Annotated in this window: 18 protein-coding genes; 7 read left to right on the top strand and 11 right to left on the bottom strand. The window is 69.0% G+C overall.

What is annotated here, in order from left to right; genetic code table 11:
* Window positions 1-11: 11 nt before the first annotated feature.
* The 4 genes from ABZU75_RS26055 (at window position 12) to ABZU75_RS26040 (ending at window position 4,752) form a co-directional block, all read left to right on the top strand.
* Window positions 12-677: a response regulator transcription factor gene (locus ABZU75_RS26055; protein ID WP_355559292.1), complete on the top strand. Its 666-nt coding sequence runs from the start codon at window positions 12-14 to the stop codon at window positions 675-677.
* Window positions 678-686: 9 nt separating this feature from the next.
* Window positions 687-1,241, top strand: a complete 555-nt coding sequence (locus tag ABZU75_RS26050; RefSeq protein WP_355559245.1) for a DUF1707 domain-containing protein — start codon at window positions 687-689, stop codon at window positions 1,239-1,241.
* Window positions 1,242-1,466: 225 nt separating this feature from the next.
* Window positions 1,467-2,240, top strand: coding sequence for an ABC transporter ATP-binding protein (locus tag ABZU75_RS26045; RefSeq protein ID WP_355559242.1), 774 nt, complete (start codon window positions 1,467-1,469; stop codon window positions 2,238-2,240).
* 1 nt (window position 2,241) lies between these two features.
* Complete coding sequence (locus ABZU75_RS26040; protein ID WP_355559239.1) at window positions 2,242-4,752, top strand: FtsX-like permease family protein; 2,511 nt, start codon at window positions 2,242-2,244, stop codon at window positions 4,750-4,752.
* 159 nt (window positions 4,753-4,911) lie between these two features.
* On the opposite strand, the gene ABZU75_RS26035 is transcribed toward ABZU75_RS26040, so the two are convergent.
* On the bottom strand, window positions 4,912-5,181 hold the full coding sequence (locus tag ABZU75_RS26035; RefSeq protein ID WP_350924817.1) for a hypothetical protein: 270 nt from the start codon (window positions 5,179-5,181) through the stop codon (window positions 4,912-4,914).
* Window positions 5,178-5,924 carry a toxin glutamine deamidase domain-containing protein gene (locus ABZU75_RS26030; RefSeq protein WP_355559235.1) on the bottom strand — a complete coding sequence of 249 codons (747 nt, stop codon included), beginning with the start codon at window positions 5,922-5,924 and terminating at the stop codon, window positions 5,178-5,180. The genes ABZU75_RS26035 and ABZU75_RS26030 overlap by 4 nt, the downstream gene beginning before the upstream one ends.
* Before the next feature lie 345 nt (window positions 5,925-6,269).
* Between ABZU75_RS26030 and ABZU75_RS26025 the strand changes: the two genes are divergently transcribed.
* Window positions 6,270-7,673, top strand: a complete 1,404-nt coding sequence (locus tag ABZU75_RS26025; protein ID WP_355559232.1) for a serine hydrolase domain-containing protein — start codon at window positions 6,270-6,272, stop codon at window positions 7,671-7,673.
* 204 nt (window positions 7,674-7,877) lie between these two features.
* Here ABZU75_RS26025 and ABZU75_RS26020 read toward each other — a convergent pair whose 3' ends face one another.
* Window positions 7,878-8,543: a helix-turn-helix domain-containing protein gene (locus ABZU75_RS26020; protein ID WP_355559229.1), complete on the bottom strand. Its 666-nt coding sequence runs from the start codon at window positions 8,541-8,543 to the stop codon at window positions 7,878-7,880.
* Between the two features lie 97 nt (window positions 8,544-8,640).
* On the opposite strand from ABZU75_RS26020, the gene ABZU75_RS26015 reads away from it, so the two are divergent.
* A complete protein-coding gene (locus ABZU75_RS26015) occupies window positions 8,641-9,168 on the top strand; it encodes a DUF1772 domain-containing protein (RefSeq protein WP_355559226.1) in 528 nt (175 codons plus the stop codon).
* 517 nt (window positions 9,169-9,685) lie between these two features.
* Here ABZU75_RS26015 and ABZU75_RS26010 read toward each other — a convergent pair.
* From ABZU75_RS26010 to ABZU75_RS25975, 8 genes are all read right to left on the bottom strand, one after another.
* Window positions 9,686-10,198, bottom strand: coding sequence for a hypothetical protein (locus tag ABZU75_RS26010; RefSeq protein ID WP_355559223.1), 513 nt, complete (start codon window positions 10,196-10,198; stop codon window positions 9,686-9,688).
* 204 nt (window positions 10,199-10,402) lie between these two features.
* Window positions 10,403-10,729, bottom strand: a complete 327-nt coding sequence (locus ABZU75_RS26005) for a hypothetical protein (protein ID WP_355559220.1) — start codon at window positions 10,727-10,729, stop codon at window positions 10,403-10,405.
* A gap of 984 nt (window positions 10,730-11,713) precedes the next feature.
* Window positions 11,714-13,402, bottom strand: a complete 1,689-nt coding sequence (locus ABZU75_RS26000; RefSeq protein ID WP_355559217.1) for a molybdopterin-dependent oxidoreductase — start codon at window positions 13,400-13,402, stop codon at window positions 11,714-11,716.
* Window positions 13,403-13,683: 281 nt separating this feature from the next.
* On the bottom strand, window positions 13,684-14,292 hold the full coding sequence (gene rdgB, locus ABZU75_RS25995) for an RdgB/HAM1 family non-canonical purine NTP pyrophosphatase (RefSeq protein ID WP_355559214.1): 609 nt from the start codon (window positions 14,290-14,292) through the stop codon (window positions 13,684-13,686).
* Window positions 14,289-15,005: a ribonuclease PH gene (rph, locus tag ABZU75_RS25990; protein ID WP_350924802.1), complete on the bottom strand. Its 717-nt coding sequence runs from the start codon at window positions 15,003-15,005 to the stop codon at window positions 14,289-14,291. Before rph ends, rdgB begins: the two co-directional genes overlap by 4 nt.
* 5 nt (window positions 15,006-15,010) lie before the next feature.
* Window positions 15,011-15,763 carry an MBL fold metallo-hydrolase gene (locus ABZU75_RS25985; RefSeq protein WP_355559210.1) on the bottom strand — a complete coding sequence of 251 codons (753 nt, stop codon included), beginning with the start codon at window positions 15,761-15,763 and terminating at the stop codon, window positions 15,011-15,013.
* A gap of 105 nt (window positions 15,764-15,868) precedes the next feature.
* Entirely contained in the window at window positions 15,869-16,690 is an 822-nt protein-coding gene (murI, locus tag ABZU75_RS25980) for a glutamate racemase (protein ID WP_355559207.1), read from the bottom strand.
* Between the two features lie 99 nt (window positions 16,691-16,789).
* A complete protein-coding gene (locus ABZU75_RS25975) occupies window positions 16,790-17,581 on the bottom strand; it encodes a thioesterase family protein (RefSeq protein ID WP_355559204.1) in 792 nt (263 codons plus the stop codon).
* 375 nt (window positions 17,582-17,956) lie between these two features.
* Here ABZU75_RS25975 and ABZU75_RS25970 point away from each other — a divergent pair, with 375 nt between their 5' ends.
* On the top strand, window positions 17,957-19,798 hold the full coding sequence (locus tag ABZU75_RS25970) for a DUF3352 domain-containing protein (protein WP_355559201.1): 1,842 nt from the start codon (window positions 17,957-17,959) through the stop codon (window positions 19,796-19,798).
* Window positions 19,799-19,845 lie beyond the last annotated feature (47 nt).

Raw genomic sequence — 19,845 nt, 5'->3', positions numbered from 1 at the left:
TGAGCGACCGGGTGATTCGGGTGATGCTGGTCGACGATCAGGAGTTGCTGCGTACCGGGTTCCGGATGGTGCTCGGTGCCCATCCCGGTATCGAGGTCGTCGCGGAGGCGGGTAATGGGGCCGCCGCGGTGGAGGCGGTGCGGGCGGTCGAGGTCGACGTGGTGCTGATGGATGTGCGGATGCCGGTCATGGACGGGGTGGAGGCGACGCGGTTGATCTGTTCGGTGGCCGGGGGGCCTCGGGTGCTGATCCTGACCACGTTCGATCTGGACGAGTACGCGTTCGCGGCGTTGAAAGCGGGTGCGTCGGGGTTCCTGTTGAAGGATGTGCCGCCCGCCGATCTGGTGAGTGCGATCCATTCGGTGCACAGCGGGGACGCGGTGGTGGCGCCGAGTACGACGCGGCGGTTGCTGGAGCGGTTCGCGGTGCATCTTCCCTCGGCGGGGGTGGCCGAGTCGGCCGCGCTGTCGGGGTTGACGGCGCGGGAGCGTGAGGTGCTGGTGCTGGTGGCGAGGGGGTTGTCGAACATGGAGATCGCCGGTCGGCTGGAGTTGGCGGAGGCGACCGTCAAGACGCATCTGGGCCGGGTGCTGGCCAAGCTGGGCCTGCGGGATCGGGCGCAAGTCGTCGTATATGCCTATGAATCCGGGCTCGTAACTCCACATTCGGCCGATTAGCATCGTCGTATGACGGATCTCCAGGGTCGGCTCCGCGCATCGCACACCGATCGTGACGCGGTCATCGAGCAGTTACGCGTGGCCGCGGGAGACGGGCGGCTCACGCTGGAGGAGCTGGAGGAGCGGATCGAGCAGGCGCAGTCCGCCAGGACGTACGACGACCTGAGGGCGCTGACCTCGGATCTGCCGGGGAACTCGTCGCCCGCCGTACCGGGTGTCAGCGGGGTTCTGGAGCTGCGGACGAAACACGGATTGGCGCAGCGGACGGGTCATTGGGTGGTGCCCGCGCACATCGTGGCGAGTTGCGCCTCGGGCAGGGTGAAGATCGACTTTACCGGGGCGGTGTGCTCGCACCGTGAGGTGCTGCTGGAGGCGACCTGCGGGATGGGGGAGATCCGGGTGATCGTGCCGCGCGGGTGGACCGTGTGGGTCGACACGCTGACGACGAACATGGGCACGATCAGCAACAAGGCCACCGATCCGGGCCTTCCGGACGCGCCGACGCTGCGCGTCACCGGTACGGTCGGCCTGGGCCGCCTCAAGATCAGATACCCGCGGAAGTGACCTCCGGCGTGGGCGGGCCCCGATGGAAGTGAGGCTCAGGCCCGCGTGAGGCCCCGGTCGTCTCGGCCGAATGGCCGAGGTCGTACTACCACGGAGGTGGCGCATGTCCCCCTCTGGGCGCCCTCCACCGCACCGCAGGTCAGGCCAAAAGCCTGATGGATCCCACTTTCCCCATCAATAGCGTTTGGTGCGTCATAACGCCATACGTTGTTGAGGAGAACTACCGTGACCATCACCGGAGAGGTCGGCGCGTGGCGCGCGCGCGGAAAAGGCGCGGAGCCGGCCGTGACGGCCAGGGGTCTCACGAAGGTGTACGGCCGGGGGGACACCGCCGTGCACGCGTTGCGCGGCGTGGACGTCTCGTTCTCGTCCGGCGCCTTCACCGCGATCATGGGGCCCTCGGGGTCGGGTAAGTCCACGCTGATGCACTGCCTGGCCGGGTTGGACACGGTGAGCGGCGGGCAGGTGCGCATCGGGGACGTGGAGCTCACCGGTCTCAACGACAGGCAGCTCACCCTGCTCCGCCGCGAGCGGATCGGCTTCGTCTTCCAGGCGTTCAACCTGCTGCCGACGCTGACCGCCGAGCAGAACATCCGGCTCCCGCTGGAGATCGCCGGGCGGCTGGCCGACCCCGAGCTGTTCGACCTGGTCGTGGCGACCGTGGGGTTGCGCGACCGGCTGGGGCACAAGCCCGCCGAGCTGTCCGGCGGCCAGCAGCAGCGGGTCGCGGTCGCCCGCGCCCTGATCAGCGGGCCGCAGGTCATCTTCGCCGACGAGCCCACCGGCAACCTGGACTCGCGGAGCGGTGCCGAGGTGCTGTCGTTCCTGCGTACGTCGGTGCGTGAGCTCGACCAGACGATCGTGATGGTCACCCATGACCCGGTGGCGGCCTCCTACGCCGACCGGGTGGTCTTCCTCCGTGACGGCCTGCTGGTCAGTGAGCTGGTGGGGCCGACGCCGCAGTCGGTGCTGGACACGCTGATGAAGCTGGAGGCGTGAGGTGCTGAGGACGACGCTGGCCGGGTTGCGCGCGCACCGGCTGCGCCTGATGCTGACGTCGCTGGCGATCGCGCTGGGGGTGGGCTTCATCGCGGGGACGTTCGTACTGACCGACACCATCGAGGCGGGTTTCACCCAGAAGTTCGCGGCGGCGGCCGACCGGATCGACGTCGCGGTGCTCCCGCTGCCGGACAAGGGCGGTGAGGCGCCGGCCGTCTCCGACGCGACCCTGGAGAGGATCCGCGCCACGGAAGGTGTCGCCGACGCCCAGGGGCTGGTGCGGGGCACGTCCGCCCTGATCGGCAAGGACGGCAAGGCGGCCGGTGACTATCCTACGGTGGGGATCTCCCTGCCCGAGGGCGCGCTGAACCGTACCTCGATCGTCAGCGGCGCGGCGCCGAGGACCGCGAAGGAGGCGGTGCTCGACGAGGGCACGGCCAGGACTCGTGGCTTCAAGGTCGGCGACACCATCGCGGTACTCGACTCGGAGAACGTCAGGCACGAGTTCACCCTGGTGGGCCTGTTCGACATCGGCCTGGACCAGGAGATCGGGTACAGCGGCGCGGTCGGCTACACCACCGGCACGGCCAGGAAGATGACCGGGCAGCAGGGGTTCCGGGAGGTCGACGTCGCCGCCGCCGAGGGTGTCTCCCAGGAGACGCTGCGCGCCTCGGTCGCGGCGGTCGTGGGGGCGGGTCACCAGGTCAAGACCGGTGAGCGGTACGCGGCGGACCTGGCCAAGGCCAACGGTGCCAGCAGCGAGTTCCTCACCCTGGGTCTGCTGCTGTTCGGCGTGGTGGCGATGTTCGTGGCCGCGCTGGTCATCTACAACACCTTCAACATCCTGGTGGCCCAGCGGACCCGTGAGATGGCGCTGCTGCGCTGTATCGGGGCGACGCGCGGGCAGGTCTTCGGCTCGATCGTGCTGGAGTCGGCGGTGGTCGGCCTGCTGTCGTCGGTGCTGGGCCTGCTGCTCGGCTACGGGATGGGGGCGGGAGCGCTGGCCGTGCTCACCGCGGTCGGCGCGCCGCTGCCGTCGGTCGCGGCCTCCCTGACGCCTCGTACGATCGTCCTGGGCCTGGTCATCGGCCTGACCGTCACGGTCGGCGCGGCGCTGTTGCCCGCCAGGTCGGCGACGCGGGTGGCGCCGATCGCGGCGCTGCGCTCGCAGGCCGAGGAGCAGGCCTTCAGGGCCGGCCTGGTACGGATGATCTTCGCGGCGCTCTTCCTGGTCTCGGGCGCGGGGATCACCGCGGCGGGCATGGCCATGGAGCCCGGCGAGGCCGCGCTCGTCGTGGTCATGGCCGGTTGCTCGCTCGTCTTCCTGGCGGTGCTGACCCTCGGCCCGGTGATCGTGAAGCCGCTGTCCGCCTTCGCGGGCTGGGTTCCGGCCAGGCTCTTCGGGGTGCCGGGCAGGCTGGCCGTGGACAACTCCCGGCGTAACCCGAAGCGGTCGGCGACCACCACGGTGGCGCTCACCGTGGGCGTGACGCTGATGACCGTCATCTCCGTCCTCACCGGCACCATCCGGGTGACCTACGCCCATCAGCTCGACGAGCAGTTCCCGATCGACTACCTGGTGCAGAGCCAGGATCGCAGCTCGGAGCTGCCCCGGGCGATCGCCGAGGACCTGCGGACCAGGCCGGAGCTGACCGCGGTCGTCGCGTTCCGGTCAAGCACCGCCAGGCTCGCGACCGGGGACGAGAAATACGAGGTGGGGACGTTCACCCCGGCTCCGGTTTTCGTCCCGAAGCTGGACGCGGGCTCGGTCGGCCGGCTCGTGCCGGGTACGGCGCTGGTCGCGGACCACGTCGCCGAGCGGCTCAAGGTCGGGGTCGGTGACCGGGTCACCGTGCGGACGGCGAAGGCGGGTGCGGTCGAGCTGTCGATCGCGGGCGTCTCCAACCGGGAGTCGGGCCTTCCCGGCGTGACGGTGCCGGAGCGGGAGTTCGACCGCTACTTCGGCGAGGTGGGCGACAGCCGGGTGATCGTCAACCGCTCCGACGGCGTGGATCCCGACCGGGCGCTGCTGGCCGTCGAGGCGGCGACGCGGCCGTACCCGACGGCGAAGGTCGCCAGCTCGACGGAGGTACGGGGCGAGTTCGACGAGGCGCTCGACATGATGCTGATGATCATCACGGGGCTGCTCGGCCTGGCGGTGCTCATCTCCCTGCTGGGCATCGCCAACACGCTCTCGTTGTCGGTCCACGAGCGCACCCGCGAGTCGGCGCTGCTGCGGGCGCTCGGCCTGACCAGGCCCCAGCTGCGGCGGATGCTCTCGGTCGAGGCGCTGGTCCTGGGGCTCATCGGCGCGCTGGTCGGCGTGGTGCTGGGCATCGGGTTCGGCTGGGCCGCCGCGCGGACGATGACCGAGAACGTCATCTTCCAGTTGCCGGTGCCGCAGATCCTGTCGTTCGTGGCGCTGTCCGGCCTGGCCGGGGTGCTCGCCGCGGTCCTGCCCGCGCGGCGCGCGGCCCGCGCCTCGGTGGTGGGTTCGCTCGCGAGCGGCTGAGCGCGGCCGGGCCGGATCGCAAGCGTCGCGCGAGTCCGAGCACGGCCGGGACGATCCGAAGTCCTGCCGGGCGGCCCGAGCCGGATGAGCCGGATGAGCAGGGCGTTTTCCGATCCGGCCCGACGGGGCAGGTTGAGCATGGTGGCCGGGACGTCTTCGTTATCGGGGGCGGCGTCCCGGCCACTGCTCCGCCACCGTCTCGGGGTTGAGCAGCGGCCGGATGACGATCTCGCCGGTGGCCCTGTCGATGACCACGCACCCGGAGCCGACGGTGTCGGGCAGCACGCTGGGATCGTCGGAGTCGGGCTCATTCGCCCAGGCGACATAGCCCTCTTGAAAGGCATAAATCCTGATTTCGACGGCGGCGCCCGCGCTGCGGACGCCGTTGAAGTACTCCTCCGCCACCGCCCTGGCCTGGTCCGGGTTCACAGCCGCCGCCCCTCCCTGTCGATCACGACGCAGAACACGCCAGTCACCGACTCGTACGGCGGTTCCACCGCCATGTGCCCCCGCTGCCCGTCGATCCAGATCACCTCGCCGTCGAAGTTCACCGCGTTCCACGCGTGGCTGCCCCCGGCCGGCCAGCGGTTGACGACCATGGCCGAGGAGCCGTGCCCCCCGGCCAGCAGCGCCTGCGCGATCGGGAGGTAGGCGTGGCGCCCCTGCCCCACGTACTGGAAGCGCTGTCCCAGCCACCGCTCCGCCCTGGCCACTCCCCCGGCCTCGCCGCTGAGCAGCGGCCTGCCGACCCGGTCGTACTCGGGCCGCCGGGGCGCGGCCACCGCCGGGGCTCCGTACCAGGTGGAGAGCACCGACAGCGCGCAGTCGATCGCGTTGGTGGCCCGGAACGGGTCGTCGGCCGGCCCGGTCCCGTTGATCAGCCTGATCCACATGCCGCGCGGGTCGGGGAAGCGGCGCGGGGTGCCCTGCTCGGTGAGGGGGACGGCCCGCAGCATGTCCTCCTCGGTCTGCGGGTCGGGCCTGGCCAGGCCGCCCGCCACCCCGTACGGCCGGCACTGGTCCAGCCGGGCCGGCCCCCAGCGCATCCGCTCCCGCTCCCGGGGCACCGCCGCCGCCGGCACCTGAAACTCCAGCTCGAAGTCCCGCCACCGCTGCCCGTCCACGGTCACCACGGGGTTGTAGACCCCCGAGGCCAAACTCCACTCGCTCACCGGCTCCCCCGTCCCCCAACCCCTGGGAGCCAGATAGTAGAGCGGCCCACCCACCCGGCACGGAGGAGTTGACCATTTAAAGGCCAGGCGTTCCAGTGGTCGTCGCGACACCCCGTTGAGGGGATGTGATGGGCTTCGAGATCCGAGAGGACCGGGAACACTCCCAAGGTGGGCGGCAAGCTTGCGGTTCGTGCGACAGGGCCTGGGCGAGCAGAGCGTACCGGCGGCGACCTCAGCGCCATGCCTCGGTCGAACGAGCCGGCCCACGGGACCGGCCCGATAGATCGATAGGTTGGTTTGCCCGATGTTGCCCCCACACAGGCTGTAAGGCAGAAATGGGAGAATATGACGCTCGATGACCGGATCAGCGCACTCGTTCTTCAGGCGTCTCGCCGGCTGAGCGATGCCTGCGACTCGGGCGAGGTGCCCGGAGCCGCGCTCGCCGTCGCGGCCGGCGGGACGACCGTGCTCGAAGCCGCGTTCGGGCTGGCGTCGGTCGAGGACGGCGTTGCCGCCACGGTCGACACCCCCTTCAGCCTGGCCTCCGTCACCAAGCCCATGGTCGGCACCGCACTGGCCGTCCTGGCCGAACGTGGCGCGCTCGATCTGGACGCCCAGGTGTCGCGTTACCGGCCGCTGCCCGGCCACGGAACGGCCCCCACCCTCCGGCAGGTCGCCAACCACACCGGTGGTTTCCCGACGTTCCTCAGGTTCTTCTACGGCGACGAGATCGATCGGGCGCCGAGCAAGAACGACCTGCTGCGAGCCTACGCCCGCGTCGTGTTCCCGCCGGGAGTCCGGCAGACGTACTCGAACGTCGGCTACGAGCTGCTCGGCGCGATCATCGAGGAGGTCACCGGCTCTCCGCTGGCGGACGCGCTGTCCGAGCTGGTCTTCGAACCGTTGGAGATGCGGTCGGCCCGGTTCGGTGAGCCGGACGGCGGCCCCGGCGCCGCCCGGCGCCACACCTCGTCGGGCTCGGCGTACCCGCCCTACGTCACCGGGCACGGCGCGGCGGCGGAGGCCTGGTGCAGCGTCCGGGACCTGCTCCGCTTCGGGCTCGCGCACGCGGGCGGCATGAGCGCCCTGCCCGCCGAGGCGCTTGCCGCCAGCCACCGTCCCACCGCGCCGTGGCCCGGCGCCGACGGCTACGGGATCGGCTGGGGCGTGCGGCGCCACGGTGATCTGTCCATCGCCTTCCACGGCGGCAGCATGGGCGGGGTGGCCGCCTACCTGGTCGCGGTCCCCACCGCGGGGATCGTGATCGCGGCCCTGGCCAACGTGCAGAGCGGCAGAGAACTGCTGATCTCGGTGACCAACGACATCCTGGCCGCCCTGCTGCCGGGTTTCACACCGCTGACACGCGCCGACGGTTCACCCGACGGCGAGCTGCTCTCCGCACCGGCCGCCGAGGTCGGCGGCGAGTGGTCGGGAAGCCTCGACCTGCCCTCGGGGGCGGTGCCGCTGTTCCTGTCGATCGCCCCGGATGGTTCCGGCACCGCCAGGTGGGATTCCACCGACCACGCGATCACCAAACTGCGCGTCACCGACTCCTCCGTCACCGTCGAGCTTGACGGCCTGGCCGACGCCCCGGACCTGGCCGCGCGACCACACGCCCCGGCCCTCTGGCTGCACCGTACGGCGGCGACGGAGCTCGCGGGCGGTCTCGCGGCCATCGGCGTCCAGAACGCCGACCACCCCCTGCAGCCCGACATCGTCGTCTGGCCCGCCTCGCTCCGACTGGCCTGACCCCTGTCTACCTGCGAGCGGAGGTACCCATCAAACCCCGCTTCGAAGCAATCGATCATTTGGTTACTCTGCTCCGTGGTGAGAGCCGAGGGGGAAGAACTCCATGACCTCTCGGGCCGTCAGTCCATCTGGGTTCGCCCAGTTCTCCTTTTGGATGCCGTAGATTCGGAACGCCAAGCAGACGGCGCAGCGCCCGGCACTTCCTCAGCGCCATTCACGTTTGGCCGGGTCGAGCAGGGCCTCGGCCAGTATCCGGGCCAGCCAGTCCTGGAAGTCACCCACGCTCCAGCCGCAGATCTCGGTAAGCCGTTCGAACAGCTCGAACGAGGTCAAGGCGTAAATCTGATCGGCGGCCCGCTCGACGGTCAGCCCGATGCGCAGCGCGCCGATCGCGGCCAGATCCTCGGCCGGGCCCCGGCTGCCTACCAATCGCTGCTGTTCGGTGCTTGCCAACAGGTCACTCAATCCGGCATCGGCGGCTGCAGCGGCGCGCAGCACGCGATGCACCGGGCCGACGCGTTGAAAAATCATCACAGCCATCGCCGCGAACATGGACAGTTTCTGTACCGGATCAGGCTCGGCGATGATCGCCTGCACCTGCGGGCGGGCGCTCTGCGGGATGGGTTGCGCGTCGCCAGCCAGAGTGACGTCGTAGACGACCTTCGCCAAGCCGGGCTTGCCGCCGGGGCAGGCCGAATACAGGGTCTGCACGACGACGCCTGCGGCCTGCGCCACGTCGGCCATCGTCGTAGCGGCATAGCCACGCTCCAGCATGAGTGTCCGGGCGGCCTCGGCGATCCGCAGCCGGGTCGCCTCGGCATTCTGACGCCGCAGGTCGCTGACGTATCGCCGCTTGGGTTTCTCGCTCATCGGGAACCATCGTGCCAGAGTATTGACTAGAACATATTCAAATGAAATGGTGCTGATCTAGCCAATTTGTAAGGCTCAGGACCGGAGGTGGACGAGCATGCGTCCCTTGCTGCTGGAGATCGTTCGAACGACGGCGACGTTATTACTCGGCCTGTTCGCCGGCGGTGTCTTCTTCACCGTGCTCGCTCCGTCGCTGCGTGAGCTGCCCGGACCCGCCTACGTGCGGTACTGGCAGGCACTCAACACCGACTACGGCCGCGCCATGCCGGTGCTCCTGCTCACCTGCCTCGCACTGCTCCTGGCGACGTGCGTACTGTCGTACCAGCGTGGTTGGCTCGTCTTCGGACTCAGCATCGCCGCCCTGCTGCTGGTGACGGGCACGATCGTGCTCTCGGTGACCCAGCTGGAGCCGCTCAATCAGCTCGCGAACTCCTGGAATGCCGATCAGCCGCCGACCGGCTGGGCGGATGCCCGCGAACGCTGGTGGAACCTGCACACGGCACGCACTGTGATGGCGGTACTGGCCTTCGCCGGACTCCTGATCGCCCAGGCGGTCGACCGGGGCAGCAGCAAAACCGTCAATACCGCAGATTCGGCCATACAGCCCGCGCGGGTCTCCAGTTGATCCTGACGGCTACAGCGACCATTTCGAATCGCGATCGTCCCTGCGATCATTCAGCAGGTAGAGCGAACAACTGAGGTAATGCGCTCATCGAAGAGCAGGACACCAATTCAAGGGGCCGACACGCTGTCGCGTCTAAAGCCGACCAGGCCCTACTAGGGGGCGGAGGACTGGTACGAGCCGCGACGCGATGGTCTACGACGTATGGCGCATCGGTATGCCTCCTTGGAGAAAAGTATTGGTTCGCGAACCTTCGAGATGGTTGCCGGAGATAAGCGAAGGGACCGACAGGTCATATGCCTGCGGTCCCCTCGGGTGAAATCCACTGCACTGGTCTCACCCTGCGTTTCCACCGCCCGCCCGTGTTGCCAGACCAAGCTAACGGTTGGCGGCACGTCCGAGCATGATGCGCCAGGCGCCAAGGCTTACACTATGCCCTGCGGCCACCGCATGATCTTTAGTTGTCTTCACAAACTCCGGATGACCGCGCGGTAGCGCTGTGGCGCTGGTGCATCATCAGTCACTCCACGCCCAATGCCTTCCTGACGCGAAGTACCACTTCGTCGATGCTTCCGATTCCCCGCCACGCACCTTCCAGCTCTTCATGGCCCCCTACAAGTTTCGAGCCGCTATCGAAAATCACTCCTTGAGGGTCAGCCGTCGCCAGAATGGCTCCGTCCGGTAGGCCGTTCCTCGCTCCTTCGATCCGGGGAGCTTGCCTTTGGTCCGGGAAAAGGAAGAGCATCACCTTCGTGTCGGCGGGTATAGCTTTCCGGAAGTCATCGAGAGATGTGCGAGGTATTCCGCTGCGGTAGAGACCGCCTTGATCCAGGTCCAGGTAAACGCGGCCATCACTGACAAGCCCCCTGTCTTTTATTGTCGAGTCGACACGGACGCGCATGACGACACGCTTGTCCGGGTATGGATCTTCTGGCATATCGTATATGTCTCTCCCTTGCTCGAACCCTTCGACGCTGCCAATGATTATGCTTTCGTGGTCCCGAGACTTTACCAGCTCTTCGGGCGTATCCATATGGGGGTAGTCGAATTTACCTGATCGAAGTGGCAATGTATCTATTTTGCTTTGCGTCTCGATCGCTTGCGCACTTCTTTCTGCTGAAGGTTGTGATACGCCTTCGCTTCCGCAACCCAAGGTTGCGAATATGGGTAGCATCAGAGCGATCGCGAGACGGGGTTTCAATGATTTCAAGTGACACTCCCCGGGCGGCGTTATTTGCTAGAACCAGGCGTCGACATGAGCGATGTGATGATAATTATAAGTTCGAGTCCACAGCTCTCCGTCTGCCCACAGGCCGTCCCGCATGCAGTCAGCACCCTCCGGGGGCACGACCATCTCGCTGTAATGCGCCAGGCCGACGGTGTGTCCGATCTCATGGCAGGCGGTCTTGGCGTATTGGTTTTCTGCGCGTAGATAGGCCGCGCCGTCGATTCTGTTCTTGTCGACTACCGCACGGAATCTGTCGCACCGCTCCTCGTAAGGAGGGTCCCAATAGATGTCGCAGTCGGTGCCTCCAAACTTGACACCGCCCAACCCGTAATTCATCCATACCACATCGGTCTGTCCGGCCCCACTGAGGTTGCATGTCGTGTGGAGCTGAGTTACGGCGTCGGTGTACCCTTATGTCTTTACAGTAAGGAGGCTTGGGGATTATTGAGGCTGAACTGGTGGTGCCGTAGCTGCCGATATGCCCCAACCGCTGGAGTGGGTTGACATCACGAGGCATGTATGGGGTGGTGAGTTGCTCGCAAGACGAAGAACTTTCCATGCAGAACCTCAGCTTGTCGTTTAACCTCCGCGGTTGCGGTGCTCGGTGAGGTTTTCGGCGCGTTTGGTGGTCTTGCCCACGTCGTGGTGGCGAGCGATGGCGCGGTTCTTGGAGCCAGGTGGGCGTCCGGGGCCGGGCCTGCTGGGCTTCGGCGCACCGGCAGGCAGGGGTAGGTGCGGGCGCAGGTTGCGAAACCCTCGCTGGACACGGGCGGGGGTGATCCTTCCGCAATCTGACGCTGCTCGGGTAAACGGGTGTCGGCCCCGCACGCGCGGGGGTCATCCCGGCATCGTCGTTCACCCGTACGACTAGGAGAAGTCTGCTCCGCACACGCGGGGGTGATCCAGGACGCTGGTACTCATACAGCGGATGACCGCTGTCCGCTCCGCACGCGCGGAGGTGATCCCGCGGTCACCGCCGACAAGATCGCGGCTGGGGCGTCGGCCCCGCACGCGCGGGGGTGATCCCATCAGCAACAGCCCCTGGGCTTGCCGGGTGGCGTCCGCCTCGCACGCGCGGGAGTTATCCCACGAAGGTCTCGCCGTCGCTCCGGAAGATCAGATCTGCCCTGCACTCGCGGGGTGATCCCTGGTTCACACCTGACCTGGCGTACAAATATTCGTCCACTCCGCACGCACACGCGGGGGGTGATCCTGACGATCGCTGTTTCGCGTTCGGGTCCCATAAGTCCGCCCCGCATACGCGGGAGTGTGATTCCACCTGTGGCAGCCAAAGACCATCAACAGGACCCACCGCCCAAGTCAGCCGACCCGTACCTGGATGGTGTGCCAGCCGGTGGCGCCGTCCGGGGCTACCGGGGCGCGGGCGGCGGTCTGGGTGTAGCCGGTGGCGTCGGTGGCGCGGACCTCGATGGTGTGGTCGCCGGGGGTGGCGTCCCAGTCGTCGAGGACCCACTGGCGCCAGGTGTCGGCGGTGGGGGCCTCGGCGAGGCGGGCCTGGCGCCACTGGCCCCGGTCGACGCGGACCTCGACCGCGTCCACGCCCTTGTGCTGGGCCCAGGCGACGCCCGCGACGACGGTACGGCCCGCCGGGACGCTCGCGCCGTCCCTGGGCAGGTCGATGCGGGACTCGGTCTTGATCGGCCCCTTGGCGGACCAGCCCCTGGGCGTCCAGTAGGCCTCGTCCTCGTCGAAGCGGGTGACCTTGATGTCGGTGACCCACTTGGTGGCCGAGACGTAGCCGTACAGGCCGGGGACGACCTGGCGGACCGGGAAACCGTGGTCGACGGGGAGCGCCTCGCCGTTCATGCCGAAGGCCAGCAGGGCGTCGCGGCCGTCGAGGACGACGTCGGCCGGGGTTCCGGCGGTCCAGCCGTCGGCGGAGGTGCTGAGCAGCATGTCGGCGTTCTTGTGGACGCCCGCGTCGCGCAGCACGTCGGCCAGGCTGACGCCCAGCCAGCGGGCGTTGCCGATGTAGGGGCCGCCGACCTCGTTGGAGACGCAGCAGAGCGTGACGTCGGCCTCGACCACGGTGCGCTTCATCAGGTCGGCGAAGGTGAGCTCGACGGGGCGGTCGACCATGCCGTGGATCTTGAGGGTCCAGCTGCGCGGGTCAACCTGGGGGACGACCAGGGCGGTGTCGACCCGGTAGAAGTCGCTGTTCGGGGTGACGAACGGCGACAGGCCCTTGATCCTGAGGTCGACCCCGGCGGGCAGCGGCGCGAGGGGGGTCGCGGGACGGGGCAGCGTAATGCCGTTGCGCGCCACGCTCACCTCGGCCCGCCCGGACAGCATCCGCCCGGCGACCCCGGCCACCCCGGCGACGGCGACGCCGCCGAGCACACCGGTCAGCAGGCCCCGGCGGTCGAACGCGCGCAGATCCCTCCCGGCCCGCATGACCGGCGGCGTGGTCGGCTCGGGCCGTTCCCCGGCCTCCGGCGAGCCCTGCTGTGCCGCCTCCTGCGCGATCTCCCAGGGTCCGGCGCCGGGCGTCGGGTGCCCCCGGTCGCCGTACGGACCGGTCGAGGCGCCGGCGAGCTCTTCGACTGGCACGAGGGAGCGGCGGATGATCCGTCGCAGCGCGAACATGCCCGCACCGACGCCGACCACGGTCGGCAGGACGTCCGCGAGCCCGGCCTCCGGCCGGGTCAGCACGGCGACGACTCCGACGAGGCCGAAGGCGGCCAGGCCCGCCAGGCCGTACCGGACGTCGCGGGCGGCGGCGATGCCCAGCGCGGCGGCGATCAGCGCCATGACCACGAAGATCCCGCCGAGCAGCACGACCTTGTCGTTCTCGCCGAAGGTGCGGATCGCCCACTCCTTGAGCACAGCCGGGGTGAGGTCGACCGCCGCGTTGCCCACCGCGACGATCGGGAAGGCCGACGGGTTCACCAGGCCCGCGACGAGCAGGGAGACCCCGACCGCCACCGCGCCGGACACCAGGCCGATCAGCGCCGCGGCCCACGAGGGCATGCGCCTGTTGCTCTGCATACCTCCGACGCTACGCCCATCGGCGAGCGGGGGATCTTACGCCACGATTACAGGCCGACTCGAACAATCGCCCCTGGTCATCGCCTGCTCCCCGGACGGGCTCCGCCGCGGAGCACGAGATTGTCGCCCCCCAGCGTGAGCCGCGCCGCGAACCACGAGATCGTCGTCGCGGCTCTCTCGTACGGGCTCCGCCAGGGAGCACGAGATCATCGACACCGGCCCCCAGCGCGAGTCCTCGCCAAAGCCGCAGCTCTTTCCAGTGCGGGCTCAGTGAAGGAGCGTCAGACGAGCATCTCGGCGAGGATGGGGGCCAAGGCGCGGAAGGCGCGGCCCCGGTGGCTGATGGCGTCCTTCTCCGCGGCGGACAGCTCGGCGGTGGTCCGGGTCTCGCCCTCGGGCAGTAGGATCGGGTCGTAGCCGAAGCCGTTGACACCGCGCGGGGTGTCGATGATCACGCCGTGCAGCGCACCCTCGGTCACCCGTTCCTCTCCGGAGGGGAGCGCCAGCGCGGCGGCGCAGGCGAAGTGCGCGCCCCGGTGCTCGGCGGGCACGTCGGAGACCTGGGCGAGCAGCAGGTCGAGATTGGCCAGGTCGTCGCCGTGCTTTCCGGACCAGCGGGCGGAGAAGATGCCCGGCATGCCGTTCAGCGCGTCGACGCAGAGGCCGGAGTCGTCGGCGATCGCCGGCAGGCCGGACTGCCGGGCCACCGCGTGCGCCTTGAGCAGGGCGTTCTCCGCGAAGGTCAGGCCGGTCTCGGCGACATCGCCGATCTCGGGGAACTCCTCAAGCCCGACGATCTCCACCGGGACCTCGGCGTCGGCCAGGATCCGGCGCAGCTCGGCGATCTTCCCGGCGTTCCGGGTGGCGAGGACGACACGGGGCCTGCTCATGCCAGCGCCTCCCGCTGCAGGCGGGTGAGCTCCGCGCAGCCGGCCGCGCCGAGGTCGAGCAGCTCGTCGAGGGCGGCACGGTTGAACGGCTTGCCCTCGGCGGTGCCCTGGACCTCGACGAACTCGCCGGAGCCGGTCATCACCACGTTCATGTCCGTCTCGGCGGCGACGTCCTCGGTGTAGCAGAGGTCGAGCAGCGGCGTCGAGCCGACGACACCGACGGAGACCGCCGCGACCGAGTCGACCAGCGGGTCGGCGCCGCACATCTTCCGCTTGCGCATCCAGGCGATCGCGTCGACCAGCGCCACGTACGCGCCGGTGATGGCGGCGGTGCGGGTGCCGCCGTCCGCCTGGAGCACGTCGCAGTCGATGACGATCGAGTTCTCGCCGAGGACCTTGTAGTCGACGCAGGCGCGCAGCGAGCGGCCGATCAGGCGGGAGATCTCGTGCGTACGGCCGCCGATCTTGCCGCGTACCGACTCGCGGTCGTTGCGGGTGTTCGTGGCGCGCGGCAGCATGGCGTACTCGGCGGTGATCCAGCCCTGACCGCTGCCCCGGCGCCAGCGCGGCACGCTGTCCTGCACGGAGGCGGCACAGAGCACCCTGGTGCCGCCGAACTCGACGAGCACCGAACCCTCGGCGTGCGTGATCCAGTCGCGGGTGATGGTGACGGGGCGGAGCTGATCGGGAGAACGTCCATCTGCACGAGCCATGCAGTTCACCCTAGGTCATACCGGACCCCGCTTCGTGCGAGTTCCATCCGCCCGCCGAACCCGCCGCGAGAGGCGTCCTCCCTGACCCGGTCGTGGTCGTTCCAGGGCACCAGGTGGGTCAGTACCAGGGTCTCCACGTCCGCCCTGGCCGCGTGCTCGGCCGCCTGGCGGCCGCTCAGGTGCAGGCCGACGGGGAGTCCTGGCCGGTCGAGGTGTGACGCCTCACACAGGAACACGTCGACCCCCGAGGCGAGCTTGACCAGTTCGGCGCTCTCACCGGTGTCGCCCGAGTAGGCCACCGAGCGCCCGCCGTAGGAGACCCTGAAGCCGTAGGTCTCCACCGGGTGGTTCATCAGCGCGGCCGTCACCTCGAACGGGCCGACCTCGAACGTTCCCGGCGTCAGCCCCACGAAGTCGAAGGCCGACTCCAGCAGCGGCTCGTCCGGCATCGCGTAGGCCGAGTTCAGGCGCCGGCGCGCGTCGGCGGGCGCGTACACCGGCACCCTGGGCAGCGGCCCCTCGGGCGAGTAGGTGCGGACCACGTGGTACGGGCACATGTCAAGGCAGTGGTCGGCGTGCAGGTGCGACAGGCAGATCGCGTCCACGTCGTACAGGCCGATGTACCTCTGGAGTGCGCCGAGCGCGCCGTTCCCGAAGTCCAGCAGCATGCGGAACCCCTCCGCCTCCAGCAGATAGCAGGAGGAGGGGCTGTCAGGACCGGGAAAACTCCCCGAGCATCCAATGATCGTCAGTTTCACGGCGGCCTCCTACGGTTCACGTTGCGGCGCCGCGCGGCACGGCGCGGGCGCCGATGGCCGCCCCGCCCCTCTCCGGCGCTCCCCCTACGGAGCGCCGGAGCACCGTCACGCGCGATGCCCGTTGTTTGAAACATCACCCACCAGCGCCGCCTCGACCGCCTCGATCTCCGGTCCGAGGAACCGTCGTCCGAGGTCGGCGAAGAGGTCCGCGTCTCCGGTGGCGCGGAAAAGGTGTCTGGGCGCGCCCCCTACGGCGGCCAGACCCCGGTCGTGCAGGATGCGGTACACGTCCTTGGCCGTCTCGTCGGCGCTGGACACCAGCGTGACGCCGTCTCCCACCACGTAGGAGATCGGCCCGACGAGGAGCGGGTAGTGCGTGCATCCCAGGATCAACGTGTCGCACCGGTCGGCGAGCACCGGCTCCAGGTACTCGCGGATGACGGCGATGAGCTCCTCGCTCATGGTCTCCCCGCGCTCGACGAACTCCACCAGGCGCGGCGCCGCCACTGTGGTCAGCCGGACGTCGGGGGCCGCGGCGAACGCGTCGTGGTACGCCATCGACTCGATGGTGGCCCTGGTCCCGATCACCCCTACCCTGCCGTTGCGGGTGGCGCGTACGGCACGGCGGGTGGCCGGCTGGATCACCTCGACGACCGGCACGTCGTAGCGCTCGCGGGCGTCGCGGAGCACCGCGGCGCTGGCGCTGTTGCACGCGATCACCAGCATCTTCACGTCGTGCTCGACGAGGTGATCCATCACCTCCAGCGCGTAGGCGCGGACCTGCGCGATGGTCTTGGGGCCGTACGGCTGCCTCGCCGTGTCCGCCACGTAGAGGATCGACTCGTTGGGCAACTGGTCGATGATCGCCCGAGCCACCGTGAGGCCGCCGACACCACTGTCAAAGATTCCAACGCTTGCTTGCGACACAGTTCCCAAGGCTAGGCGACCTGGGTCGATCGAACACGGTAAGAATCCTCACACCACCGATTGCCGACTCGGCCGTGTACTTTTCCGGTCTCGCGAGGGTCAGCCCCGCCCGACCCGGGCCAGCTGGCGGGACTGGGCGACCAGGCGGCCGGTGGAGTCCCAGACCTCGACGTCCTCGTCGAACCAGCCGTCGCTGATCAGCCTGCCTCCGGCGATGAGGGTCAGCCAGCCGGGAGCGGGCAGGGCGCGCAGGTGCCAGGTGAGGTCGACGGTGGGGGCCCAGCCGCGCTCTCCGGCGGAGAAGACCACCGGCGGCAGGCAGTCCACGGCCAGCGCCAGCACGTACGGGTCGGGATCCTGCGGCTCGGCCATCCGGAAGTAGGCGCGGGCCTCGGGGCGGCCGCTGGGCCTGCCGTCGAGCCAGCCGATGGTCGGAGGGTCGAACGCCAGGTCCATCTGGGCGTTGAGCGTCATGTTCGACTCGGTCTTGGGAGCGGGCAGCCGGAGGCACTGCTCCATCGGCGGCATCGCCACCGAGGGTCCGTCCGTCCAGTCGGGGGCGGCGGCGCCGAGGGTCGCGGTCGTGACGAGGGACTCGATGATGGGGTCGCCGTCCCTGACCAGGCTGGCCCGGGTCATCGTGGCGGTGCGGCCGGTCTTGATCTGCTCCAGGCGCACCTGCGCGGGGCCGGGGACGGCGGCGCGCAGGAACTGGGCACTGGTGGTCACCGGGTGCTCATGGGGGGAGGCGTCCACGACCGCGCGCAGCAGCACGGCCATCAGGTAGCCGCCGTTGAGGGGGCCGCCGATCGAGTATCCGGGGTCGAGACACACGTCGTAGGTGGTCTCGTCCACCCGGATGGCCCCTGTCGCCTCGTCGAACTTCGTCATCCACGCTCCCGAACCTTGTTCTAGACGGCTCACTTTACCTACTCCCCGCCGCCTTCGCCTCCCCGGCCCCCGGACGCTCCACCACCTGGGCCGCCCCCGAACCGGACCCGGGCCCGAAATGAGGCCGAGGGCATCCGAGTCGCAAGATTCCCCGCGGTTTCCCGAGCCGCCCAGGGCGGCGGAAAGGTCGAAGCCCACAGGGAGAAGGACATGACGATCACCTGCGGAAATAGCGCGGTAAGACCTGGCGAATCCCCAGCAAGCGAGCTCAATCCCGCTTAGATGCACCAATCACATAGTTAGTTCAATGCAAGCGGCTTGCTAGCAAAGTGCACTAACTTCTCCATATCCACGAAGTCCACATTGTGAGTGATCATGCCTGCCAACAATCCCCCAGACCAGTCGCCCACGCCGGATCAGCAACCCGACAGGACGATCGCCTACCGTTGGAACGAGGGCGCGCAGCGAAGCGACCAACCACACACGCAGGTCTACCCCCAGAACGGCCAGCCCGGACACCCCCAGCCCCAGCAGGGCTACCAGCAGGGGCAGCCCTACCCGCAGCAGGGCCAGCCCCAGCAGAACCCCCAGCAGGCGTACGGCCAGCAGAACTACGGACAGCCGGTCGGCCAGCAGAACTACGGGCAGCAGAACTACGGCCAGCAGCAGCCCGGCTATCAGCAGCAGAACTACGGGCAGCAGACCTATCCGCAGCAGGCGGGGAACTGGCAGCAGGGCCCCGACTTCCTGGGCCCGGGACAGCCGACCGGAACCCCGCCCCGCAAGGGCGGTAAGGGCTGGCTGCTCGCGGCGATCGCCGCGCTGGTCGTGGTCCTCGTGGGCGGCGGCGGTGTCTTCGCGGTCAGCCTGCTCAGCGGCGGCGGCACGCAGCCGCACGACGTGCTGCCCGCCAACGCCATCGGCTACGTACGCCTTGACCTCGACCCGGCCGCGAACCAGAAGCTGGCGCTGTTCGGCATCGCCAGGAAGTTCACCGTCACCAAGGACTCCTTCACCGGCGACGACCCGCGCCAGGCCATCTTCGACCTGCTGAAGAAGGAGTCCGGCAGCCTCGGCAAGGTGAACTACGCCACCGACATCGAGCCGTGGCTCGGTGTCCGCGTCGGCGTGGCCGCGGTGCCGGCCGCCAAGGGTGCCAAGGAGCCCAGTGCCGTGGTGGCCGTCCAGGTCACCGACCAGGACAAGGCCAAGGCCGGCATCGCCAAGCTGATGGGCAAGGAGAAGTACGGCATCGCCTTCCGCGACGACTACGCGCTGCTCAGCCCCACCCAGGCGGAGGCCGACCAGGCCGCGGCCGCCGCGCCGCTGTCGGAGAACGCCACCTTCTCCGAGGACCTGAGCGCCCTCGGCGAGACCGGCGTCCTCTCCTTCTGGGCGGACGCCGGCAAGATCGCCCAGCTGACTCCCGAAGTGGCGTCCCAGGACCCCGCCACCCTCGCCCAGATCAAGAACGTCCGGGTGGCCGGCGCCCTCCGCTTCGACAGCGGGTACATCGAGCTCGCGGGCATCAGCCGCGGCGCCCAGAATCTGGACATGGGCACCCCCGAGGCCTCCCGGATCAGCACGCTTCCGGCCTCCACCGCCGGCGCGGTCTCGATCTCCGGTCTCGGCGAGGTGATCGGCAAGCAGTGGACGCAGCTCATGAAGTCGGCCGACGCGGCCGGTGGCGGCGGCGTGCAGCAGTTCGTCGACCAGGCCAAGCAGCAGTCCGGGCTGTCGCTCCCCGACGACCTGGTGACGCTGCTCGGCAAGAACATCACCCTCGCACTGGACGCAGGCGGCCTCGACAGCGACCCGAAGTTCGGCGCGAAGATCGTCACCGACCCGGCCAAGGCCCAGGAGGTCGTCGGCAAGATCGAGAAGTACCTTGCCGGCACCGGGACGGCCGTCCCGCAGCTCGCCAAGGTCCCCGGTGACGGCACCTTCGTCCTGGCCAGCTCGCAGGAGTACGCCGCCGAGCTCGACAAGGACGGCGCCCTGGGCGACAGCGAGACCTTCCAGCTCGCGATCCCCAACGCCGACGAGGCGACCTTCGCCGTCTTCGTCGACCTGGACAAGATTGAGAAGCTCTATCTCGAAGGCCTGCAGGGCGACGAGAAGGCCAACCTCCAGGTGCTGCGCGGCGTGGGCGTGAGCGGCACCCAGTCGGGCAGCGAGGCGACCTTCTCGCTGCGGCTCCTGTTCATATCGCCTTGAAGAGCGCGAGGTCACCGTTGAGCCGGATCTGCAGGAACCGATCGGAC

It is taken from the genome of Streptosporangium sp. NPDC005286, from assembly GCF_040607515.1.
Classification (GTDB): Bacteria; Actinomycetota; Actinomycetes; order Streptosporangiales; family Streptosporangiaceae; genus Streptosporangium.
This window is presented reverse-complemented; position numbering and strand designations above follow the sequence as displayed.

Coding starts and splice junctions, on each gene's coding strand:
- ABZU75_RS26050 (WP_355559245.1), top strand. CDS start 687: ATGACGGATCTCCAGGGTCGGCTCCGCGCATCGCACACCGATCGTGAC.
- ABZU75_RS26025 (WP_355559232.1), top strand. CDS start 6,270: ATGACGCTCGATGACCGGATCAGCGCACTCGTTCTTCAGGCGTCTCGC.
- ABZU75_RS26020 (WP_355559229.1), bottom strand. CDS start 8,543: ATGAGCGAGAAACCCAAGCGGCGATACGTCAGCGACCTGCGGCGTCAG.
- ABZU75_RS26015 (WP_355559226.1), top strand. CDS start 8,641: ATGCGTCCCTTGCTGCTGGAGATCGTTCGAACGACGGCGACGTTATTA.
- ABZU75_RS26010 (WP_355559223.1), bottom strand. CDS start 10,198: ATGGATACGCCCGAAGAGCTGGTAAAGTCTCGGGACCACGAAAGCATA.
- ABZU75_RS26005 (WP_355559220.1), bottom strand. CDS start 10,729: ATGAATTACGGGTTGGGCGGTGTCAAGTTTGGAGGCACCGACTGCGAC.
- ABZU75_RS26000 (WP_355559217.1), bottom strand. CDS start 13,402: ATGCAGAGCAACAGGCGCATGCCCTCGTGGGCCGCGGCGCTGATCGGC.
- rdgB (WP_355559214.1), bottom strand. CDS start 14,292: ATGAGCAGGCCCCGTGTCGTCCTCGCCACCCGGAACGCCGGGAAGATC.
- rph (WP_350924802.1), bottom strand. CDS start 15,005: ATGGCTCGTGCAGATGGACGTTCTCCCGATCAGCTCCGCCCCGTCACC.
- ABZU75_RS25975 (WP_355559204.1), bottom strand. CDS start 17,581: ATGACGAAGTTCGACGAGGCGACAGGGGCCATCCGGGTGGACGAGACC.
- ABZU75_RS25970 (WP_355559201.1), top strand. CDS start 17,957: ATGCCTGCCAACAATCCCCCAGACCAGTCGCCCACGCCGGATCAGCAA.